Raw genomic sequence first — 18070 nt, 5'->3', positions numbered from 1 at the left:
GAGGGATGAACGATGGAAAAGCAGATTCAAGTGTTTTTAGCGGGTGACTCCACAGTGAGCGATTGTCCCGCGCACGAAGCGCCGATGGCGGGCTGGGGGCAAGTCTTGGGCCGATTGTTTTCTCAGGATGTAAAGGTACAAAATCACGCGAAAGGAGGCGCGAGTACGAATTCTTTTGTTGAGGAAGGCAGGCTGCAAGCGATTTCTGAGAAGATTTCACCGGGAGATTACTTGCTCGTTCAATTCGGCCACAATGACCAAAAGCCGCGCGGCACAGAGCCGTATTCCACGTATCAGCAATGCCTCAGGCAATTTGCGGAAACAGCGCGCGGCAAAGGGGCAGTTCCTGTTTTTGTTACCTCAGTCCAGCGTCGCCGGTTTGATGCGGACGGGCGAATCGAGCATACATTGGGCGAGTATCCGGAAGCAATGAGAGCTTTGGCGAGTGAATTAGATGTGCCGGTCATTGATCTGTTATTGAAAACAAAAGTACTTTATGAAGCATATGGAGTTGAAGAGTCAAAGCGTTTGTTCGTCTGGTTTGAGCCGAATGTACACCCGAATTATCCCGAGGGCATTCAGGACAATACGCATTTTTCGGAAGAAGGGGCCTTAGAGGTGGCAAAGCTTGTCGCAGAAGGCATCGCAGAATGTAAGCTTCCGCTGAGCCGCCGCCTTTTGAGTGTGGAGGAAAACAGCGATGTATAAAGGAAGGTGTTTGTCTGTACCGGAATCCTTTACGCACACCTGATGATGTAAAAGACTGGCGGATGGAGGGCGGCGGGAGGCTTTCCTTTGAAAACGGCTCGTTGAACCTGTCACATGAAGACGACGGAGCGCATTTTGTTTTATGGTGTCCGGAAACATTTCCCGACGGCATCGTTGTGACATGGAACTTTTACCCGATCGAACAGCCCGGCCTTTGTATGCTGTTTTTTGCGGCAGCAGGAGGTAAAGGAGAGGACCTCTTTGACAGCAGTTTGAACAAAAGAACAGGAAGCTATCAAGAGTACCATTCAGGTGACATTAACGCGCTGCACTTGTCTTACTTCCGCAGAAAGTATGCGGAAGAAAGAGCGTTTCTCACCTGCAATTTAAGAAAAAGCCGGGGTTTCCATCTCGTCGCCATGGGAGCCGATCCGCTGCCTTCGCCGGAGGATGCCGATTCTCCATATTGCATGAAGCTTGTCAAAGTGAAGAATTACGTACATTTTTCAATCAATGGCCTTGCCGTGCTCGAATGGCGGGATGACGGCAAAACGTACGGCCCTCTCTTACACGGCGGGAAAATCGGTCTGCGGCAGATGGCGCCAATGAAAGCCGCTTATCATGATCTGTCTGTGCATCAAGCGGTGAGAAGATGAAGACAAATGTGGCGGATGCTCTTTATGCAGGCTGCGAGGCTGTTGTGAAAATCGCGTGGCTGAACGGCTTGTGGCTTTTGTTTACACTGGCGGGCGGTATTGTTTTTGGGTGGGCGCCGAGCACAGCCGCCATGTTTGCCGTGATCCGAAAATGGCTGATGGGGCAAAGGAATGTGCCGGTTTTTGCGACCTTTCTTGGCGCATATAAAAAAGAGTTTCTAAAAGTAAATGTGATTGGTTTGACATTTATGGTCCTGTTATTTGTTTTGTCTGCCAATTATCATTATTTTTCAGCGAGTGCAGACTGGCTTTCGTTTGTAATTACAAGCTGTACATTAATCGCCGGTCTCATTTATATGGTGGCGCTGATGTATGTCTTTCCCCTCTATGTTCATTACGAGCTGCCTTTATTGAAATATTTGTTCCAAGCCGTTTTGTTCGGCGTTATGCGCCCGCTGACCACGGCCTGCATGCTTTTAGGGAGTGCGTTTGTCCTTTATTTGTTATATACGCTTCCGGGATTGATCCCCTTTTACGGTCCCAGTTTATTCGGGCTTGTGCTGATGTTTTTTGCTTATCGGGGGTTCGTAAAGACGGAAGCGCAGCACCATCAGGCTCCATAAACAAAAAAGTGATAAAAACGCAAAAAAGTTCAGTCCCTCAATACCTCTTTTGCAAAAAAGTGCAATTGATGGCAGCGCGCCCAGCGCATACAATCCAATTTGGGTAAGCGTTTACAACAAATGGGAAGGGGCTGTCTGATGAGTATGCAAAAGAAAAGCATGTTGTCCATTTTCACTGTATTGACACTGTTATTGATGATCGGTGCGTCAGTATTTCCGGCTAAGGCCGAGGGGGCGGCAAGACAACTGGAGGCTTTAAACCGAGGGCTTGTGGCTGTAAAGACAGAGAGCGGAGTATTTATCAGTTGGAGGCTTCTGGGCACAGAGAATGCTTCTGTTTCGTTCAATGTGTACAGAAACGGGCAGAAACTGAACGCTTCACCCATTGCCTCAAGCACAAATTATTTGGATAAAGGCGGTTCAACGAGCGCTGTTTACCAGGTGAAGGCCGTTGTAAACGGAACCGAGCAGGCAGCGTCCGAAAAAGCGGCGGTATGGGGAAAGCAGTATCATTCTGTTCCGCTGAAAAAGCCGGCCGGCGGCCAGATACCAAAAAGCGAATCGTACACATACAGCGCCAATGATGCAAGTGCAGGCGATGTGGATGGGGACGGAGAATATGAGCTGATTCTCAAGTGGGACCCATCCAATTCAAAAGACAATTCACAGGACGGCTATACCGGAGAAGTTTTCATTGACGCATATGAGCTTGACGGGACATTGCTGTGGCGGATCGGGCTTGGAAAAAACATCAGAGCGGGCGCGCATTATACTCAATTTATGGTATATGACCTGGATGGTGACGGTAAAGCGGAAGTGGCTATGAAGACAGCAGACGGAACGAAGGACGGGACAGGAAAAGTGATTGGCGATGCAAATGCCGACTATCGCAATGAGCAAGGGCGCATTCTTTCCGGACCGGAATATGTAACCGTGTTCAAAGGGGATACGGGAAAAGAGCTTGTCACTGCGAAATTTGAACCGGCGAGAGGGAATGTTTCCGATTGGGGCGACGGTTACGGAAACAGAGTCGATCGTTTTCTGGCTGGAGTAGCGTACCTCGACGGACAAAGGCCGAGCCTGATTATGACGAGAGGATATTATGCGAAAACGATGCTTGTCGCTTATAACTTCAGAGACGGAAAGCTGTCAAAACTTTGGACTTTTGATTCAACAAAGTCGGGAAATGAAACGTTTGCCGGGCAGGGCAACCACAATCTAAGCATAGCGGATGTCGACTATGATGGAAAAGATGAAATCATTTATGGCTCAATGGCTGTCGATCATGACGGAGAAGGGCTGTATTCTACAGGACTTGGGCACGGGGACGCGCTGCATGCGGGCGATCTCGATCCAAGCCGTCCGGGCCTTGAAGTGTTTCAGGTTCATGAAGATAAAAACTCTCCTTATGGCTTATCCTTCCGAGACGCGGCAACAGGAAAAATCATATGGGGGGTTCATGCCGGCAAAGATGTAGGCCGAGGGATGGCCGCTGATATTGATCCGCGCTATCCGGGACAGGAGGTATGGGCAAACGGTTCGCTTTACACGGCAAAAGGCGTGAAGATCGGAAGCACTGTTCCTTCATCGACCAACTTCGGCATCTGGTGGGACGGAGATCTCCTGCGAGAACAGCTTGACAGTAACAGGATAGATAAATGGGATTACCAAAATGGCGTATCAAAAACATTGTTAACAGCCTCAGGCGCCGCTTCCAATAATTCCACAAAAGCGACACCGAGTCTTCAGGCGGATTTGCTTGGTGACTGGAGGGAGGAAGCTGTATGGCGGAATGAAGACAGCAGCGAACTTCGGATCTATACAACGACAGATATCACGGAGCACCGTGTGTATACACTGATGCATGATTCCGTTTACCGTCTCGGGATCGCTTGGCAGAATGTCGCCTACAATCAGCCGCCTCATCCAAGCTTCTTTTTAGGAAACGGGATGGCTTCACCGGAAAAGCCAAACATGTACACGCCCTAAAGCGGAATGAAAGGGGGAAGGAACGGGCGTTTTTCACGCCCGTTCCAATCATATGAAACAAAAAAAGAGACAGATGGAATATCTGACAAGAGGTCTCATCGCAGTGAAAACCGAAGGCGGCGTCTTTGTCAGCTGGCGTTTTCTCGGCACCGATGATGAGGATACAGCTTTTCATCTTTACAGGAATGGGCAGCGGGTGAGTAAAAAGCTGATCACAGAGAGCACCAATTTTCTTGACCCGGCGGGAACATTAGCTTCTGTTTATCGTGTATCGGTTGTGAAAAAGGGCTTTGAAATCAGCCGTACACCGAAAGCCGCGGTCTGGCCGGAACGGTTCCTGACGATTCCGCTCAAAAAACCTGAAGGCGGCACTACGCCGGACGGACAGCCGTACACCTATAGCGCGAACGATGCCAGTGTCGGGGATGTGGACGGTGACGGTGAATATGAAATCATCTTAAAATGGGACCCGTCAAATTCAAAAGACAACGCCCATAACGGCTATACAGGCGAGGTATTGATTGATGCGTATAAACTGGACGGCACATTTTTATGGAGAATCAATCTCGGAAAAAACATCAGAGCAGGCGCCCATTACACCCAATTCATGGTGTATGACCTTGACGGGGACGGGAAGGCCGAAATCGCGATGAAAACAGCGGACGGAACAACAGACGGGATAGGCAATATTATCGGAAATGAAGATGCTGATTTCAGGGACGAACAAGGCAGAATCTTATCCGGCCCCGAATATTTGACTGTGTTTAAGGGTGAAACCGGTGAAGCGCTCTCGACCGTTGATTATGATCCGCCCCGCGGCACACTTGAGGATTGGGGGGACGGATATGGAAACCGGATGGACCGTTTTTTGGCGGGAATCGCTTATCTCGACGGTGAGCGGCCGAGCCTTGTGATGGCACGCGGCTATTATACGAGATCGGTTCTTGCCGCATACAATTTCAGAAACGGCAGGCTGGAAAAACAGTGGATATTTGATTCGGATAAACCGGGACATGAACGGTACGCCGGGCAGGGGAACCATAGCTTAAGCGTGGCGGATGTGGACGGTGACGGGAAGGATGAAATCATTTACGGCGCCATGGCTGTCGATCATGACGGCACCGGTCTGTATACAACGGGGCTTGGACACGGTGATGCGATGCATGTCGGCAATCTTGATCCCTCACGCAAAGGGCTGGAGGTTTTTCAAGTGCATGAAGATCATTATTCGCCGTATGGATTGTCCTTCCGGGATGCCGGAACCGGCGATATATTGTGGGGAGTCCATGCCGGCACAGACGTGGGGAGAGGCATGGCGGCCCACATTGACCCTCAGTATGAAGGCTCGCTCGTTTGGGGCATCGACCCGCCGGGGAACGAGGGAATTTCATATGGCCTGTACACCAGTAAAGGAGAAAAGGTCAGTGACAAAGCGCCCGCATCAGCCAACTTTGCCATCTGGTGGGACGGCGACTTGGTACGAGAGCTGCTGGATCACGACTGGAATGGAACGATCGGCCGGCCGAAAATTGATAAATGGGACGCTGAAAACCGATGCCTGAAGACGGTTTTTCAGCCGGAGGGAGTGCTGTCCAACAATGGAACAAAAGGAAACCCGGTACTCCAAGCTAACCTGTTCGGGGACTGGCGGGAAGAGGTTATTTGGAGAACGGAAGAAAGTGATGCGCTCCGCATCTATACAACGACCGACATCACACGCCACCGCCTTTATACACTGATGCACGACCCGGTGTACAGACTCGGGATTGCCTGGCAGAACACAGCTTATAATCAGCCGCCGCACACAGGCTACTATCTCGGCACGGGAATGAAAAAGCCGCCGAAGCCAGCCATATATCTGGCGGGCAATAAAGCAGAAATGCCGCTTTAGGAGGGGAAGTATAAAATGTCCGCATGCTCCAGTCACTGCCTTTTTCAGATGCAGAGCTTGCCGCTATTGAAGCGATTTTAAATGAAACCATTAAGGAGGAATGATTGATGCCAAATCATATTTATCTTGCCGGTGATTCCACTGTTCAGACATACGGCCAAAGCACGAATCAAGGAGGCTGGGGTCAATTTCTCGGCGGACATGTGCCTGATCACATTCAGGTGATCAACAAAGCGATCGGCGGCAGAAGCTCGAAAACGTTTGTAGAGGAAGGAAGACTTCAAGCTATCTTGGATATCATTGAACCGGACGATTGGCTGTTTGTCCAAATGGGCCATAATGACGCATCCAAGGATAAGCCGGAACGCTACACAGAACCATATACAACTTATAAACAATACCTGAAGCAATATGTCACAGGCGCGCGGGAAAAAGGCGCCCACCCGCTTCTGATCACACCGGTGGCCCGGTTCCATTATCAAAATGGCGTATTTTTAAATGATTTCCCTGATTACTGCATCGCGATGAAACAAACGGCTGCTGAGGAGAACGTACGGCTGATTGATTTAATGGAGAAAAGCCTGGCCTTCTTTACAGCACAAGGCGAGGAAACGGTCTATTCCTACTTTATGGTGTCAGAAGGGGTCAATGATTACACGCACTTCACCAAAACAGGCGCAAACGAGATAGCGAAACTTGTTGCAGAAGGCATTAAAGAACTGGGCCTTCCCTTAACGGAATCGACTTTAAAAAAAGGATGAGATGACATGGCAAAAAAGCTATACCACGGCGCGTGCTATTATCCGGAACTATGGGATGAGGAAACGATTCAGCAGGACATTACCATTATGCGTGAAACAGGCATTAACGTCGTTCGAATCGGCGAGTTCGCCTGGTCTGTCATGGAGCCTGAAGAAGGAAACATAAATGTCAATTTTTTTAAAGAAATCATCGGCCGTCTGTATGAAAACGGCATCGAAACCATCATGTGCACACCGACGCCGACACCGCCCATTTGGCTCTCGCATGGCCGCCCGGAGCGAATGTATGTGAATGAAAGCGGAGCGATCATGGGGCACGGATCGCGTCAGCACGCTTGCACCAATCACCCTTATTTCAGAAAAAAAGCAGCCCTGATCACGACAAGTCTCGCAAAAGAATTGGGGAGGCTGCCCGGCGTGATCGGCTGGCAGCTCGATAATGAGTTCAAATGCCATGTGGGAGAATGCATGTGTGAAACATGTTTGGGGCTGTGGCATGAATGGCTCAAGAATCGCTACGGTATGATTGACCGTTTGAATAAAGCGTGGGGGACGGATGTGTGGAGCGAAACGTATCAATCGTTCGAACAAGTGCCGCAGCCGGGCCCGGCCCCATTTTTGCACCACGCTTCTCTGCGCACGATGTATCAGCTGTTTTCTATGGAAAAGATTGCTGCATTTGCTGATGAGCAGGCAAGGATCATCAGAATCTATTCAGATGCGCCGATTTCCCATAACAGCACCGTCATGTTCAGTGTTGACAATGAACGGCTGTTTCAGGGCCTCGATGTCGCGTCATTCGATACGTACGCTACACAAGAAAACGCCTCCGCGTTCTTATTCAATTGTGATTTGTGGAGACATTTCAAAAAAGACCGGCCCTTCTGGATATTGGAAACAAGCCCTTCTTACGCCGCATCGCTTGAAAGCTACGCCTTCCCGCACGCAGACGGCTATTTAAAAGCGGAAGCAGTATCTTCTTACGCGTTAGGCGGCGAAGCGTTTTGCTATTGGCTGTGGAGACAGCAGCGTTCAGGCAGCGAGATTCCTCACGGATCTGTTCTCAGCGCTTGGGGAGAGAAAACGATCGGCTATAAGAACGTGCTTGACGTTGAGCGGGCAAGGAAGGAAATCGAGCCGTTCATCATTTCGACCGTGCCGGCACAGGCGGAAGCAGCGATGACATACTCCGACAGAGCGAAAGCGTTTTTCAGAACGGAGCCTCATCGAGAACTGAATCATCGCTCTTTGGTTACCTCTTTTTACGAACGGATTCTGAAAGCCGGCATTCATCGGGATGTGATTCCCGAACACCACCCGCTAGACGGCTACAAGCTGCTTTTCACACCGTATGTGCCTTACCTTTCTTCCGACTATATCAAAAAAGCTTCAGCGTTTGCCGAAGCGGGAGGGATTTGGATCGCGGGGCCGATGACGGGCGGACGTACAAAAGAGCATACGATCCATACGGATTGCGCGCTGGGCGAACTTGAAAAAACGGCGGGTATCAAAACGCTTTTCACCTTCCCTATGGATGAAGACACCGATTCCGGAAGGGCATTTGGTGTTTGTGCGCCGCTTGGCTTATGGAGCGCGGTTTTTGACGCGAAATCAGGAGAAACCGTCGGCACCATTGAAAAGGGCCCGGCCTCAGGCAAGGCGTTTTTGACGGAACAAAAGCACGGGGCGGGCAAAATTGTCTTGCTCGGATCAACGCCTTCCGGAAAAGACGGAGAGGCTATGCTTGAAGCGCTCATTGCCCATTATGCCAAAGAAGCCGGTCTCACCTTACGAACGAATGTTACACCAGGAACAATTGTGGCGCCGAGAATAGGCGACAGCGGTTTGATATGGGTGATCGTAAATATGGATGGAAAAGGGGGGAGCGTCACACTCCCGGAAGCGGGAACTGACATGCTGTCAGCCCTTGCTGTTGAAGCGGGAAGTTTGTCCATTGGCGAGTATGAGTACCGAATCATTCAGTTTGACAGACCATAGCTGATTCTTGACGGAGTCAGCTTTTTTAAATGGAAGGAGCGGACAAATGGCGAAACTAAAATGGCTGAGCAAACAGCCCCCGATGGCGGGCGGAGTGACCTGGGGGGTGCCTTGGAAAAAAGGGGACTTAAAAAAAGGAGAGTCTCTGACACTTTTGGATTCACAGGGAAATAGCTTGTGTACGCAAAGCGAACCGTCGGCCTATTGGCCGGACGGGAGCGTCAAATGGACAAAGCATGCGGCCGTGTTCGGCGGACAGGCGGACTGCTGTTACGTTCTGCAAAAAGGCGAAGCTGCGGCACCCGACCAAACTGTCACTGTAAACGAGTCAGCGGATGTGATCAAGGCGGATACCGGACCGCTTACATGCACCATCCATACATCGGGGCAGGAGATATTTCAATCACTGGCCATTCACGGAAAGAAAATTGCCGCGGGCGGGCGGCTGACTGCGATAAAAGAAACGAGAAGCGGGACAGAAGAGAAAATGATCCATGAGTATGAAAGCTCAGGCAGTTTCATCAAACAAGCAGCAGTTGAAACCAGCGGGCATGTTAAAACGGTTATTAAACTGGAGGGCGTCCATCTGAATAGGGGCACAAAAGATGAGCGGCTCCCGTTTATCCTCAGGCTGACTTTTTACGCGGGCGTTTCCGAGGTTAACATCAAACACACGCTGCTGATTGACCGTCAATTTAAATCGGAATTTTTGAAAGGAATCGGTATGGAATTCGATCTGTTTTTACAGGGAGAACCGTACAACCGCCATTTTCGTTTTGCAGGAGACACCGGTATTTATAAAGAACCGGCCCAGCTGTTTGCGACGCGTGCATTCAATGAACACAACTCCCTTTATCAGCGGCAGATCAACGGAGAAACGCTTACCTCTGAAGAAAAACACCAAAAACTGTTCTGCCACGGAAGACAGAACGCGGTCTGGAATGATGTGAAGCTCGTACAGAATTCCTCTGATCATTACAGTCTGTGTAAACGGACCGGAAAGGACTTTGTGTGGGTGAACATATTGCACGGAAAACGGTCTAAGGGGCTTTTTTATGCGGGCGGAGAGAACGGCGGCATGGCGGCCGGGCTGCGGCACTTTTTTGAAAAATATCCTTCAGCACTGGAAATCAGCGGCCTGGGCAGCAGCGATACAAAAATGACCGTCTGGCTGTGGCCGCCGGACGCCGAAGCAATGGATTTCCGCCATTATTCAGAAGGTACTCACGTAGTCAGCGCTTATGAAGGATTTGCGGAAATGAGGTCAGATCCGACTGGAATCGCAAATACAAATGAGGTAAATCTGGCTTGCTTTTCACAAACGCCTGCGGATGCTGAACTGAATCGGTTAACCGACCAATGGCAGTCTCCGCCGCTGCTCGTGTGTGAACCGGAGCATTATCACAGTTCACGGGCGCTTGGCGTCTGGAGCTTACAAAACACAGCCAATCCGTTGAAAAAAGAGCTGGAAGAACAGCTCAACGCCGCTTTTATGTTTTACAAACAAGAAGTGGAGCAGCGCAAATGGTACGGTTTCTGGAACTACGGGGATGTGATGCACACGTATGATCCGATCCGGCACATGTGGCGGTATGATCTTGGCGGATACGCGTGGCAAAACAACGAGCTTGTTCCTACTTTATGGCTGTGGCAGGCGTTTTTTCGCTCGGGAAGAGAAGACATTTTCCGAATGGCCGAAGCTATGACCCGCCACACAAGCGAGACAGACTGCTTTCATCTCGGTGACTACGCGGGACTGGGATCAAGGCATAACGTCGTCCATTGGGGCTGCGGCTGCAAGGAAGCGAGAATCAGCATGGCGGGGCTTTATAAATGGTATTACTTTCTGACAGGCGATGAGCGTATGGGAGATGTGCTGACAGAAGTGAAAGATGCGGACTTTGCGCTCGTAAAAACAGATCCGATGAGAGAATTTTATTCAAAAGGAGAGCATCCGACCCACGTCAGAACAGGACCGGATTGGGCAGCTTTTTGCTCCAACTGGCTCGCGGAATGGGAACGAACGGGAAATCCTGATTATTTGAAAAAAATCACTACAGGCATCAGCTGTCTGAAACGCCTGCCGCTCCGTTTATTATCCGGCCCGACATTCGAGTACGATCCGGCGGCCTCCATGCTTCATCATATGGGCGACGGCACGGCTGGCGGCTATCACATGATCATCGCGTTCGGTGCGCCGCAGGTCTGGATGGAGCTGGCCGAGCTTCTTGAGGATGCGGAATGGGAGGAAATGCTGAGTGAATTCGGTGAATTTTACACACTGACAGATGAAGAAAAACGGCAAAAAAGCGGAGGCGCGCTCCATGACGGGCATTTTCATTGGCCGATGTTCGCCGCCGCGATGACAGCCTACGCTGCAAGAAAAAAACAAGACAAACAGTTGGCGGCCAAAGCATGGAATCTTTTGCTTGATCACCGAATGAGCCATACCCCGCTGCCGATCCAGCCCTCTCAGATCAACACATGGACACAGTTGGAGGAGCTCCCCTGGGTGACGACGAACACCGTATCTCAATGGTGTTTAAATGTCATGGCGGCACTGGAATTGATCGGAGATGACCTGCCTGCAAGAAAAGAGAAACCCGGCAAAAAAGGATAACAGACAGAAAATCATAGGATAAAGGGAGCAAAAAATGAAGATTGCAAGATTTATGTAAGCGCTTTATATTGAATGGGCAAAAGGAAAACCAAGCAGCAAAATGATAAAAGGGGGACTTCGCTCATCATGAAACAATACGAGAAAAAAAGATTGCGAAAAAAATGGCTGGCCGTTCCGCTCGCTGTTTCCATCATAGCCGGATGCAGCCATTCAGAGACATCCAATCCTGAAAACAGCTCCAAAGACACGATCAACATTATGGCTCCTCTGCTTTCGCCGGAAAGCCCAGGCAGTAAAAGCCCGTCACTAAAAGCGCTGGAGACCTATACAGATGAAAACATTAATGTAACATGGGTGCCGGACTCGTCCTATAATGACAAATTCAATATTGTCATGGCTTCCGGAGATCTCCCGCAAGCGATTGTCATCAAAGATAAATCAGCCGGTTTCATTAAATCTGTTAAAGCGGGGGCGTTTTGGGAGCTGTCCCCCTATTTAAAAGACTACAAGAATTTAAGCCAAGCAGATGAAAAGATTGTCAATAACAGCTCTGTCAACGGAGAGGTTTACGGCATTTACCGATCCAGAGACCTCATCCGTGCCTGCATGATCATCCGGACAGATTGGCTTGAGAAAGTAGGACTTGATATGCCGGAAACGCTTGATGACTTCTATGAAGTGCTGAAGGCGTTTAAAGAAAAAGACCCTGACGGAAACGGTAAGGATGATACGTACGGCATGGTGGTGCCGAAATGGCTCGGACTCGGCAACGGAAGCCCGTGGGATATCCTCCAAATTTGGTTCGGAGCGCCAAACCGCTACGGCATCGAGAACGGAAAGCTCGTCCCTGACTTTACAACGAAGGAATACATGGACGCTCTGACCTTCTTTAAAAAGCTTTATGATGAAGGGCTGATCAACAAGGACTTTGCCGTCATGGATTCGGCGAAGTGGAATGATCCGGTTGTCAAAGGGAAAGCGGGTGTCATCGTCGATACAGGGTCAAGGGCGTCACAGATTCAAAGCACGATGGAAGAGTCGGATGAGTCGGCGAAAGAGATCATTGACATTATCGGCACGGTCGAAGGCCCCAAAGGAAAGAAAACGTTTCCGACCTCAGGCTATTCCGGCATGATCGCTATACCGAAATCAGGCGTTAAAACAGAGAAAGAGCTGAAGAGGGTGCTGGCCTTCCTCGATAAGCTGAATGATAAAGAGGCGCAGATATTAACGAACAACGGAGTAGAAGGGCGCAATTACGAGCTAAAACACGGCAAGTTCACCTCTCTCGAAAAAAACAACAAGGCTCTTCTTTATGAGCATGAAGGTCTCGCCCAGTTCAGCATGTCAATCCCTAAGAGCGAGTATTATATCGAGGAACAAAAAACGAAGCTCTTTCAGCACCGGAAAGATATCATTACTGCGGGCGAAAAAATAGCTGTATTCAACCCGGCGGAATCCTTGGTATCCGATGTTTATACCCAAAAGGGAGCACAGCTTGACAATATTATCCTTGATGCAAGAACACAGTTTATCATTGGAGAAATCGACGAAAAAGGATTCCGGGATGCTGTCCGGCTTTGGGAGAACAGCGGCGGGACTGAGCTTTTGAAAGACTTGAATAAACTGTATAAAGCATCATCCAAATAAACCAAGGCGCCTGTCTAAAACGGCGGGCGCCCTGTGTGAAGAAAGGAGAGCGGAGATGGAAACGGTGCCAAAGAGCAGGAAAAACCCCGTTCTTCATGCTGCCAATAAAACGGGCTGGCAGGCGGCCTTTAAAAGAGACAAATGGCTTTATCTTCTTCTTGTTCCCGGTATTTTATATTTTTTGATCTTCAAATATTTGCCGATGTGGGGTGTGTTAATCGCTTTTAAAGATTATTCTCCCTACCTTGGATTTTGGAAAAGCGAATGGGTCGGCTTGGAGTATTTTAAAGACTTTTTTATGAATCCAGATTTCTTCCGCCTCTTGCGGAATACGCTGATGCTGGCAAGCCTTGACTTGATTTTTGCCTTTCCCGCGCCTCTTATTTTGGCATTGCTGTTAAACGAGCTGAGAAAAGCGGTTTATAAACGATGCATTCAGACGTTTATTTATGTGCCGCACTTTGTATCATGGACAATCGTCGTCAGCATTACCTTTGTCTTCTTTACGGTAGATACGGGGGTAATCAATAAGATTGCTGAAAGCATTACGGGGCAGCAAATCTCGTTTTTGTCTGATGCCGATTGGTTCCGTCCGATGATTGTGATGCAAAGCATCTGGAAGGAAACGGGCTGGGGAACGATTTTATTTCTGGCGGCGCTGGCGACAGTCGATCAGGAGCAGTATGAAGCGGCCATCATGGATGGAGCGGGCCGGTTCAAACGCATGTGGCATATTACGCTCCCGGCCATCAGAAGCACCATTATTGTCCTGTTGATATTACGAATCGGCAGCTTCTTAAATATCGGTTTTGAACAGGTGTTTTTGATGACGAATTCCCTGAACCGCAGCGTCGCCGATATATTCGACACCTACGTTTATATGGTGGGGATTACCCAGGGCGCCTACAGCTACAGCACCGCGGTCGGTCTTTTTAAATCTGTTGTCGGGATTATTTTGATTTTCGGAGCGAACTATATTGCGAAAAAATTCGATCAGGAAGGCTTGTTTTAAGAACAGAGAGAAGGAGGGGATTTCGTGGCTGATATCCAATCAAAGCACAATACAAAGGCCGGACGGGTGTTTGACGTATGCAATATTCTTTTTCTGGGCGGCGTCGGAGCCATCACGATTTTGCCTTTTTTGTATATTATCGCAGGCTCATTTGCAACTGAAGCAGAGCTTGCGCAGCGAAGTTTTTTCATTTTTCCGAAAACCTTTACGCTGGATGCGTATCGGTACGTGTTTTCAACGCCGACATTTATCAGAAGCATGGGCGTGTCAATCTTCATCACGGTTGTCGGAACGGCGGTTCAATTGTTTTTCACCTTCACGATGGCTTATCCGCTCGCCAAGCGGCATGTAAAGGGACGGAACCTTTTACTAAATCTCGTCATTTTTTCGATGCTGTTTTCCGGCGGAATGATTCCGACATACATTGTGGTGAAATCGCTCGGACTGCTTGATTCCTATTGGGCCCTGATTTTGCCGATGGCGATTAATCCATTTAACCTCATCATTATCAAGAACTTCTTTCAGCAGCTTCCGCGTGAGCTTGAAGAATCTGCGAAAATTGACGGCTGTTCAGAAATCGGCGTCTTTTGGCGGATTGCGCTCCCGCTTTCAAAACCAGTCATTGCGACCTTTGCGCTGTTTTACGCAGTCGGAATTTGGAATGATTTCTTCCACGCGCTCTTATATATCAATGACAGTGCAAAATGGCCGCTGCAAATGGTTCTCCGCCAAGTGACGATTTTGTCGGACTTAACGGCGGCAAACGGTGATATGGTGCAAAACACGGTGCCGCCGGAGCAAGGCATTAAGCTTGCCGTCATTGTCATTGCCACGATACCGATTTTAGCGGTTTATCCATTTTTGCAAAAGCATTTCGCAAAAGGAATATTAATAGGCTCTGTGAAAGGCTGAAGAAAAGGAGTGTTCAATATCGAAACGGTAAAACAGATAAAAATCGCTTATATCGGCGGCGGTTCCAAAGGGTGGGCCAGAAGCTTGATGAGCGATCTGGCTCTTGATGAACGCATGTCAGGCATGGTTGCCCTGTATGATCTTGATTTTGAAGCGGCGCTGCAAAATGAAGCGATCGGCAATCTCAGCGGAAACGGAAAATGGAGATATGAAGCCGTTTCTTCTTTGAAAAAAGCATTATCAGGAGCGGATGTGACCATCATCTCAATCCTGCCGGGAACGTTAGACCATATGGAAACGGATGTCCATTTGCCTGAACAGTTCGGCATTTATCAATCAGTGGGTGACACAGTCGGACCGGGCGGAATCATTAGAGGTCTGCGGGCTGCGCCGATGTTTGCGGATATCGCCTGTGCGATCAGAGACTATGCCCCGGACTCATGGGTCATGAATTATACAAACCCGATGTCTGTTTGTACGAGGATGCTGTATAAAGAGTTTCCCGATATTAAGGCATTCGGCTGCTGTCATGAGGTATTCGGCACACAAAAGCTGCTTTGTGAAATGGTAAAAGAAAGACTGGGATTGAATGTGAAACAGCGGGAAGACATCAAAGTCAATGTGCTCGGCATTAACCACTTTACATGGGTGACGGAAGCCTCGTTCCGTCACATTGATTTGGTTCCCGTTTTTCAAGAGTTTGCGGCGCAATACGCCGAGACGGGGTATGAACCCTCGGGGGAGAGCTGGCGGGACAGCGTATTTCATTCCGCTCACCGTGTAGCCTTTCATTTATTTGAAACATACGGCGCGATCCCGGCCGCGGGTGACCGCCATCTTGCGGAATTTTTCCCCGCCTTTTATTTGAAAGATCCGGAGAAATGGAAGTTTCATCTGACCTCCGTCGGCTATCGGAAACAAGAATCGGTAAGGAGAAAAAAAGAAACCGACCATATGATAAAACAAAAACAAGGTGCCGCGCTGAAAGCATCGGGTGAAGAAGGAGTCAATATGATTGCGGCCTTGCTGGGACTGGGTGATCTGATGACAAATGTGAACCTCCCCAATGAAGGCCAGGCAGCCAATCTGCCTATGGGGGCAATTGTGGAAACGAACGCGTATATCACCCGCAACAGGGTGCAGCCGATCTTTTCAGGAACATTGCCGAAGCGTTTGGAAATGCTGGCAAACAGGCACATATCAAATCAGGAGGCGGTGGCGGAAGCCGGTTTCACTCAGGATGACAGTCTTGCTTTTCAAGCATTCATCAACGATCCTCTCATCACGTTAGACCGAGCAGATGCCGAGCGTCTCTTTCGTGAAATGCTGTCCTGCAATCAAATAGGAGCACGATAACAAGCAGCCTGCATATAAGGGCTGTTTTTTCTTACGGTGAAATCTTGATAACACCGTATATAAAAGGTTTGATTGACAATAATGGTAGTGACTTTGAAGAAGTAGGTGCTTATGTATATGGAACATTATCTGGCAGTGGCGGTTGAACTGATTTGCGGACTTGGTATATTATTTCTCATTTTAAAATGTTTGGGGAAAACACAATTCTCACAAATTACTCCGTTTGACTTCATATCTGCCTTAATATTGGGGGAATTGGTCGGAAACGCAGTGTACGATCATGAAGTTAGGATAAAAGAGATTATTTTCGCCTCTCTATTATGGGGGCTGCTGATCTATATCATAGAATTTATCACTCAAAAGCTGAAAGGAACGAGAAAGTTTTTAGAGGGCGAACCGAATATTGTGATTCAAAAAGGGATATTAAAATATGAAGTGCTGAAGAAGAATAAGCTGGACATCAATCAATTGCAAAGCCTTTTAAGACAGCAGGGCTGCTTTTCCATTAAGGAGGCGGAATACGCGATACTAGAAACCAACGGGATGATCAGTGTCCTGCTGAAATCCAAATATGACACCCCGAAAATGCAGGATGTAGAGCTGGCCCCAAAGCAGGTTTATTTGCCGATTACACTTATTCTTGATGGCGAAGTCGTATATGATAATCTCCAAGAGGCGGGAGTGGATGAAGAGTGGCTGAAACAAGAGCTGGCGTCCCAGGGAGTAAATGAATGTAAGGACGTGCTGTTTGCAGAATGGCATGCAGGCCAGCCGCTGTTTTTTATCAAGTATGACAGCGGATCAGATAAATGATAAAAAAAGAGCTTTTGCGTAATGAAGGACCTCAAAATTTTAACTGTGTTTAAAATTTGAGGGTCACTTCATAACCGCGAGGCTCTTTTTTATTCTTGAATACCTTTTTTCACAGCTTTTACATGATACATACTGACTTCCGTGCCGAGCATATAATCAGGCTGGGCTTTGCCTTTGTTTGCTTTATGGGCGGCAATGTGTGCGTCGCTCTTCTCCCACTGCTTCCAATGGTCCTCTGATTCCCAGCGAATCATCACGACTACCTCTTCATCTCCGCGGCGGACTTTTTTCTCAAGAACCGTTACGTCAATTAAGCCTTCCTGTTTTTCAATGATGCCTTCCGCGCTGAACCGTTCGATCACTTTATCCGCGTGGCCTTCTTTTACCGTCATTTTTCTTAATTGTACAAACATGTGCACCTCTCCATTCAATATGTCTATTCTTTCATCTTAAATGATAATGATTATCAAAGTCAAAGAATAAAGAAGGCAGATTCTATCCTGAATCTGCCTTCACGTTATCCCTTCAATAAAAACTCGTTGCCGTCCTCATCCTTAAATTGAACGAACGTGCCCCAATGCATCTCATTAGGCTCGCTTAAAAATTCCACACCGTTCGTTTTCATTTTTTCATAGGTGCCAAATAAGTCTTCACATTCAAACACGATGGATGCTTTCATATGCTCCGAGCCCTGCATCATGGACTTTGGATAGATGACCAAACGTGTTTGCGCTCCGCTTGGCGCGACTTCAAGCCAGCTGGCATCCGGACCCATGGGACGTTCCGAGGTTACCTCGAACCCCGCTTTTTCTGTCCAAAAAAGTTTCGCTTTTTGTTGGTCTTCTGCATACACGGCTACTGTGGCGATCTGTTTAATCATAGGGGGAAACCTCCATTTACGATAAGATAGCTCTATTTTATCCTGCTATCATGAAAAATAACATTAAAATATCATCTGCTGTTAAAAGAGATTCAGCCCGCAGCGTTTTGCGTCTTTTTGACGATGAAGCGAAATAACACCTTTTTCTCTATTCCCCGGCTTCTAAACACTTTATAATAAAGAGGCTTCCATCATGAAAAA

At 48.5% G+C, this 18070-nt stretch carries 15 protein-coding genes; 13 read left to right on the top strand and 2 right to left on the bottom strand.

What is annotated here, in order from left to right; translation table 11 throughout:
• Positions 1-12: 12 nt before the first annotated feature.
• From AXI57_RS19635 to AXI57_RS19575, 13 genes are all read left to right on the top strand, one after another.
• The gene (locus AXI57_RS19635) at positions 13-708 is read left to right on the top strand and encodes a rhamnogalacturonan acetylesterase (RefSeq protein WP_061671048.1); all 696 of its coding nucleotides are present in this window, start codon (positions 13-15) and stop codon (positions 706-708) included.
• On the top strand, positions 705-1364 hold the full coding sequence (locus AXI57_RS19630) for a DUF1961 family protein (protein WP_061671047.1): 660 nt from the start codon (positions 705-707) through the stop codon (positions 1362-1364). The genes AXI57_RS19635 and AXI57_RS19630 overlap by 4 nt, the downstream gene beginning before the upstream one ends.
• Entirely contained in the window at positions 1361-1987 is a 627-nt protein-coding gene (locus AXI57_RS19625) for a YesL family protein (RefSeq protein ID WP_061671046.1), read from the top strand. The genes AXI57_RS19630 and AXI57_RS19625 overlap by 4 nt, the downstream gene beginning before the upstream one ends.
• 138 nt (positions 1988-2125) lie before the next feature.
• Positions 2126-3976, top strand: coding sequence for a rhamnogalacturonan lyase (locus tag AXI57_RS19620; protein WP_061671045.1), 1851 nt, complete (start codon positions 2126-2128; stop codon positions 3974-3976).
• Positions 3977-4028: 52 nt separating this feature from the next.
• Entirely contained in the window at positions 4029-5867 is a 1839-nt protein-coding gene (locus tag AXI57_RS19615) for a rhamnogalacturonan lyase (RefSeq protein WP_141292184.1), read from the top strand.
• A gap of 107 nt (positions 5868-5974) precedes the next feature.
• The gene (locus AXI57_RS19610; protein ID WP_061671044.1) at positions 5975-6628 is read left to right on the top strand and encodes a rhamnogalacturonan acetylesterase; all 654 of its coding nucleotides are present in this window, start codon (positions 5975-5977) and stop codon (positions 6626-6628) included.
• 6 nt (positions 6629-6634) lie between these two features.
• Complete coding sequence (locus AXI57_RS19605) at positions 6635-8626, top strand: beta-galactosidase (protein ID WP_061671043.1); 1992 nt, start codon at positions 6635-6637, stop codon at positions 8624-8626.
• Positions 8627-8672: 46 nt separating this feature from the next.
• Positions 8673-11246: an exo-rhamnogalacturonan lyase family protein gene (locus AXI57_RS19600; protein WP_061671042.1), complete on the top strand. Its 2574-nt coding sequence runs from the start codon at positions 8673-8675 to the stop codon at positions 11244-11246.
• A gap of 126 nt (positions 11247-11372) precedes the next feature.
• Positions 11373-12896, top strand: a complete 1524-nt coding sequence (locus tag AXI57_RS19595) for an extracellular solute-binding protein (RefSeq protein ID WP_061671041.1) — start codon at positions 11373-11375, stop codon at positions 12894-12896.
• A 55-nt stretch (positions 12897-12951) separates the two neighbouring features.
• Complete coding sequence (locus AXI57_RS19590; protein ID WP_003328382.1) at positions 12952-13908, top strand: ABC transporter permease; 957 nt, start codon at positions 12952-12954, stop codon at positions 13906-13908.
• A gap of 24 nt (positions 13909-13932) precedes the next feature.
• On the top strand, positions 13933-14820 hold the full coding sequence (locus AXI57_RS19585) for a carbohydrate ABC transporter permease (protein WP_003328381.1): 888 nt from the start codon (positions 13933-13935) through the stop codon (positions 14818-14820).
• 9 nt (positions 14821-14829) lie between these two features.
• Positions 14830-16176, top strand: a complete 1347-nt coding sequence (locus AXI57_RS19580) for a family 4 glycosyl hydrolase (protein WP_061671040.1) — start codon at positions 14830-14832, stop codon at positions 16174-16176.
• A gap of 117 nt (positions 16177-16293) precedes the next feature.
• Positions 16294-16989 (top strand): DUF421 domain-containing protein, encoded by a 696-nt coding sequence (locus tag AXI57_RS19575; RefSeq protein ID WP_003328379.1) that lies wholly within the window; start codon positions 16294-16296, stop codon positions 16987-16989.
• A gap of 89 nt (positions 16990-17078) precedes the next feature.
• Here AXI57_RS19575 and hmoA read toward each other — a convergent pair whose 3' ends face one another.
• Together hmoA and AXI57_RS19565 are read right to left on the bottom strand one after the other, a co-directional pair.
• On the bottom strand, positions 17079-17402 hold the full coding sequence (gene hmoA / locus AXI57_RS19570) for a heme-degrading oxygenase HmoA (protein ID WP_010787891.1): 324 nt from the start codon (positions 17400-17402) through the stop codon (positions 17079-17081).
• A 104-nt stretch (positions 17403-17506) separates the two neighbouring features.
• A complete protein-coding gene (locus AXI57_RS19565) occupies positions 17507-17869 on the bottom strand; it encodes a VOC family protein (RefSeq protein ID WP_061671039.1) in 363 nt (120 codons plus the stop codon).
• Positions 17870-18070 lie beyond the last annotated feature (201 nt).

It is taken from the genome of Bacillus atrophaeus, from assembly GCF_001584335.1.
GTDB lineage: Bacteria > Bacillota > Bacilli > Bacillales > Bacillaceae > Bacillus > Bacillus atrophaeus.
This window is presented reverse-complemented; position numbering and strand designations above follow the sequence as displayed.

Excerpts from the sequence above, each read along its gene's own strand:
- AXI57_RS19590 (WP_003328382.1), top strand. The coding sequence starts at position 12,952 with ATGGAAACGGTGCCAAAGAGCAGGAAAAACCCCGTTCTTCATGCTGCC.
- AXI57_RS19595 (WP_061671041.1), top strand. The coding sequence starts at position 11,373 with ATGAAACAATACGAGAAAAAAAGATTGCGAAAAAAATGGCTGGCCGTT.
- AXI57_RS19610 (WP_061671044.1), top strand. The coding sequence starts at position 5,975 with ATGCCAAATCATATTTATCTTGCCGGTGATTCCACTGTTCAGACATAC.
- AXI57_RS19605 (WP_061671043.1), top strand. The coding sequence starts at position 6,635 with ATGGCAAAAAAGCTATACCACGGCGCGTGCTATTATCCGGAACTATGG.
- AXI57_RS19620 (WP_061671045.1), top strand. The coding sequence starts at position 2,126 with ATGAGTATGCAAAAGAAAAGCATGTTGTCCATTTTCACTGTATTGACA.
- AXI57_RS19600 (WP_061671042.1), top strand. The coding sequence starts at position 8,673 with ATGGCGAAACTAAAATGGCTGAGCAAACAGCCCCCGATGGCGGGCGGA.
- AXI57_RS19635 (WP_061671048.1), top strand. The coding sequence starts at position 13 with ATGGAAAAGCAGATTCAAGTGTTTTTAGCGGGTGACTCCACAGTGAGC.
- AXI57_RS19615 (WP_141292184.1), top strand. The coding sequence starts at position 4,029 with ATGAAACAAAAAAAGAGACAGATGGAATATCTGACAAGAGGTCTCATC.
- AXI57_RS19625 (WP_061671046.1), top strand. The coding sequence starts at position 1,361 with ATGAAGACAAATGTGGCGGATGCTCTTTATGCAGGCTGCGAGGCTGTT.
- hmoA (WP_010787891.1), bottom strand. The coding sequence starts at position 17,402 with ATGTTTGTACAATTAAGAAAAATGACGGTAAAAGAAGGCCACGCGGAT.
- AXI57_RS19575 (WP_003328379.1), top strand. The coding sequence starts at position 16,294 with ATGGAACATTATCTGGCAGTGGCGGTTGAACTGATTTGCGGACTTGGT.
- AXI57_RS19565 (WP_061671039.1), bottom strand. The coding sequence starts at position 17,869 with ATGATTAAACAGATCGCCACAGTAGCCGTGTATGCAGAAGACCAACAA.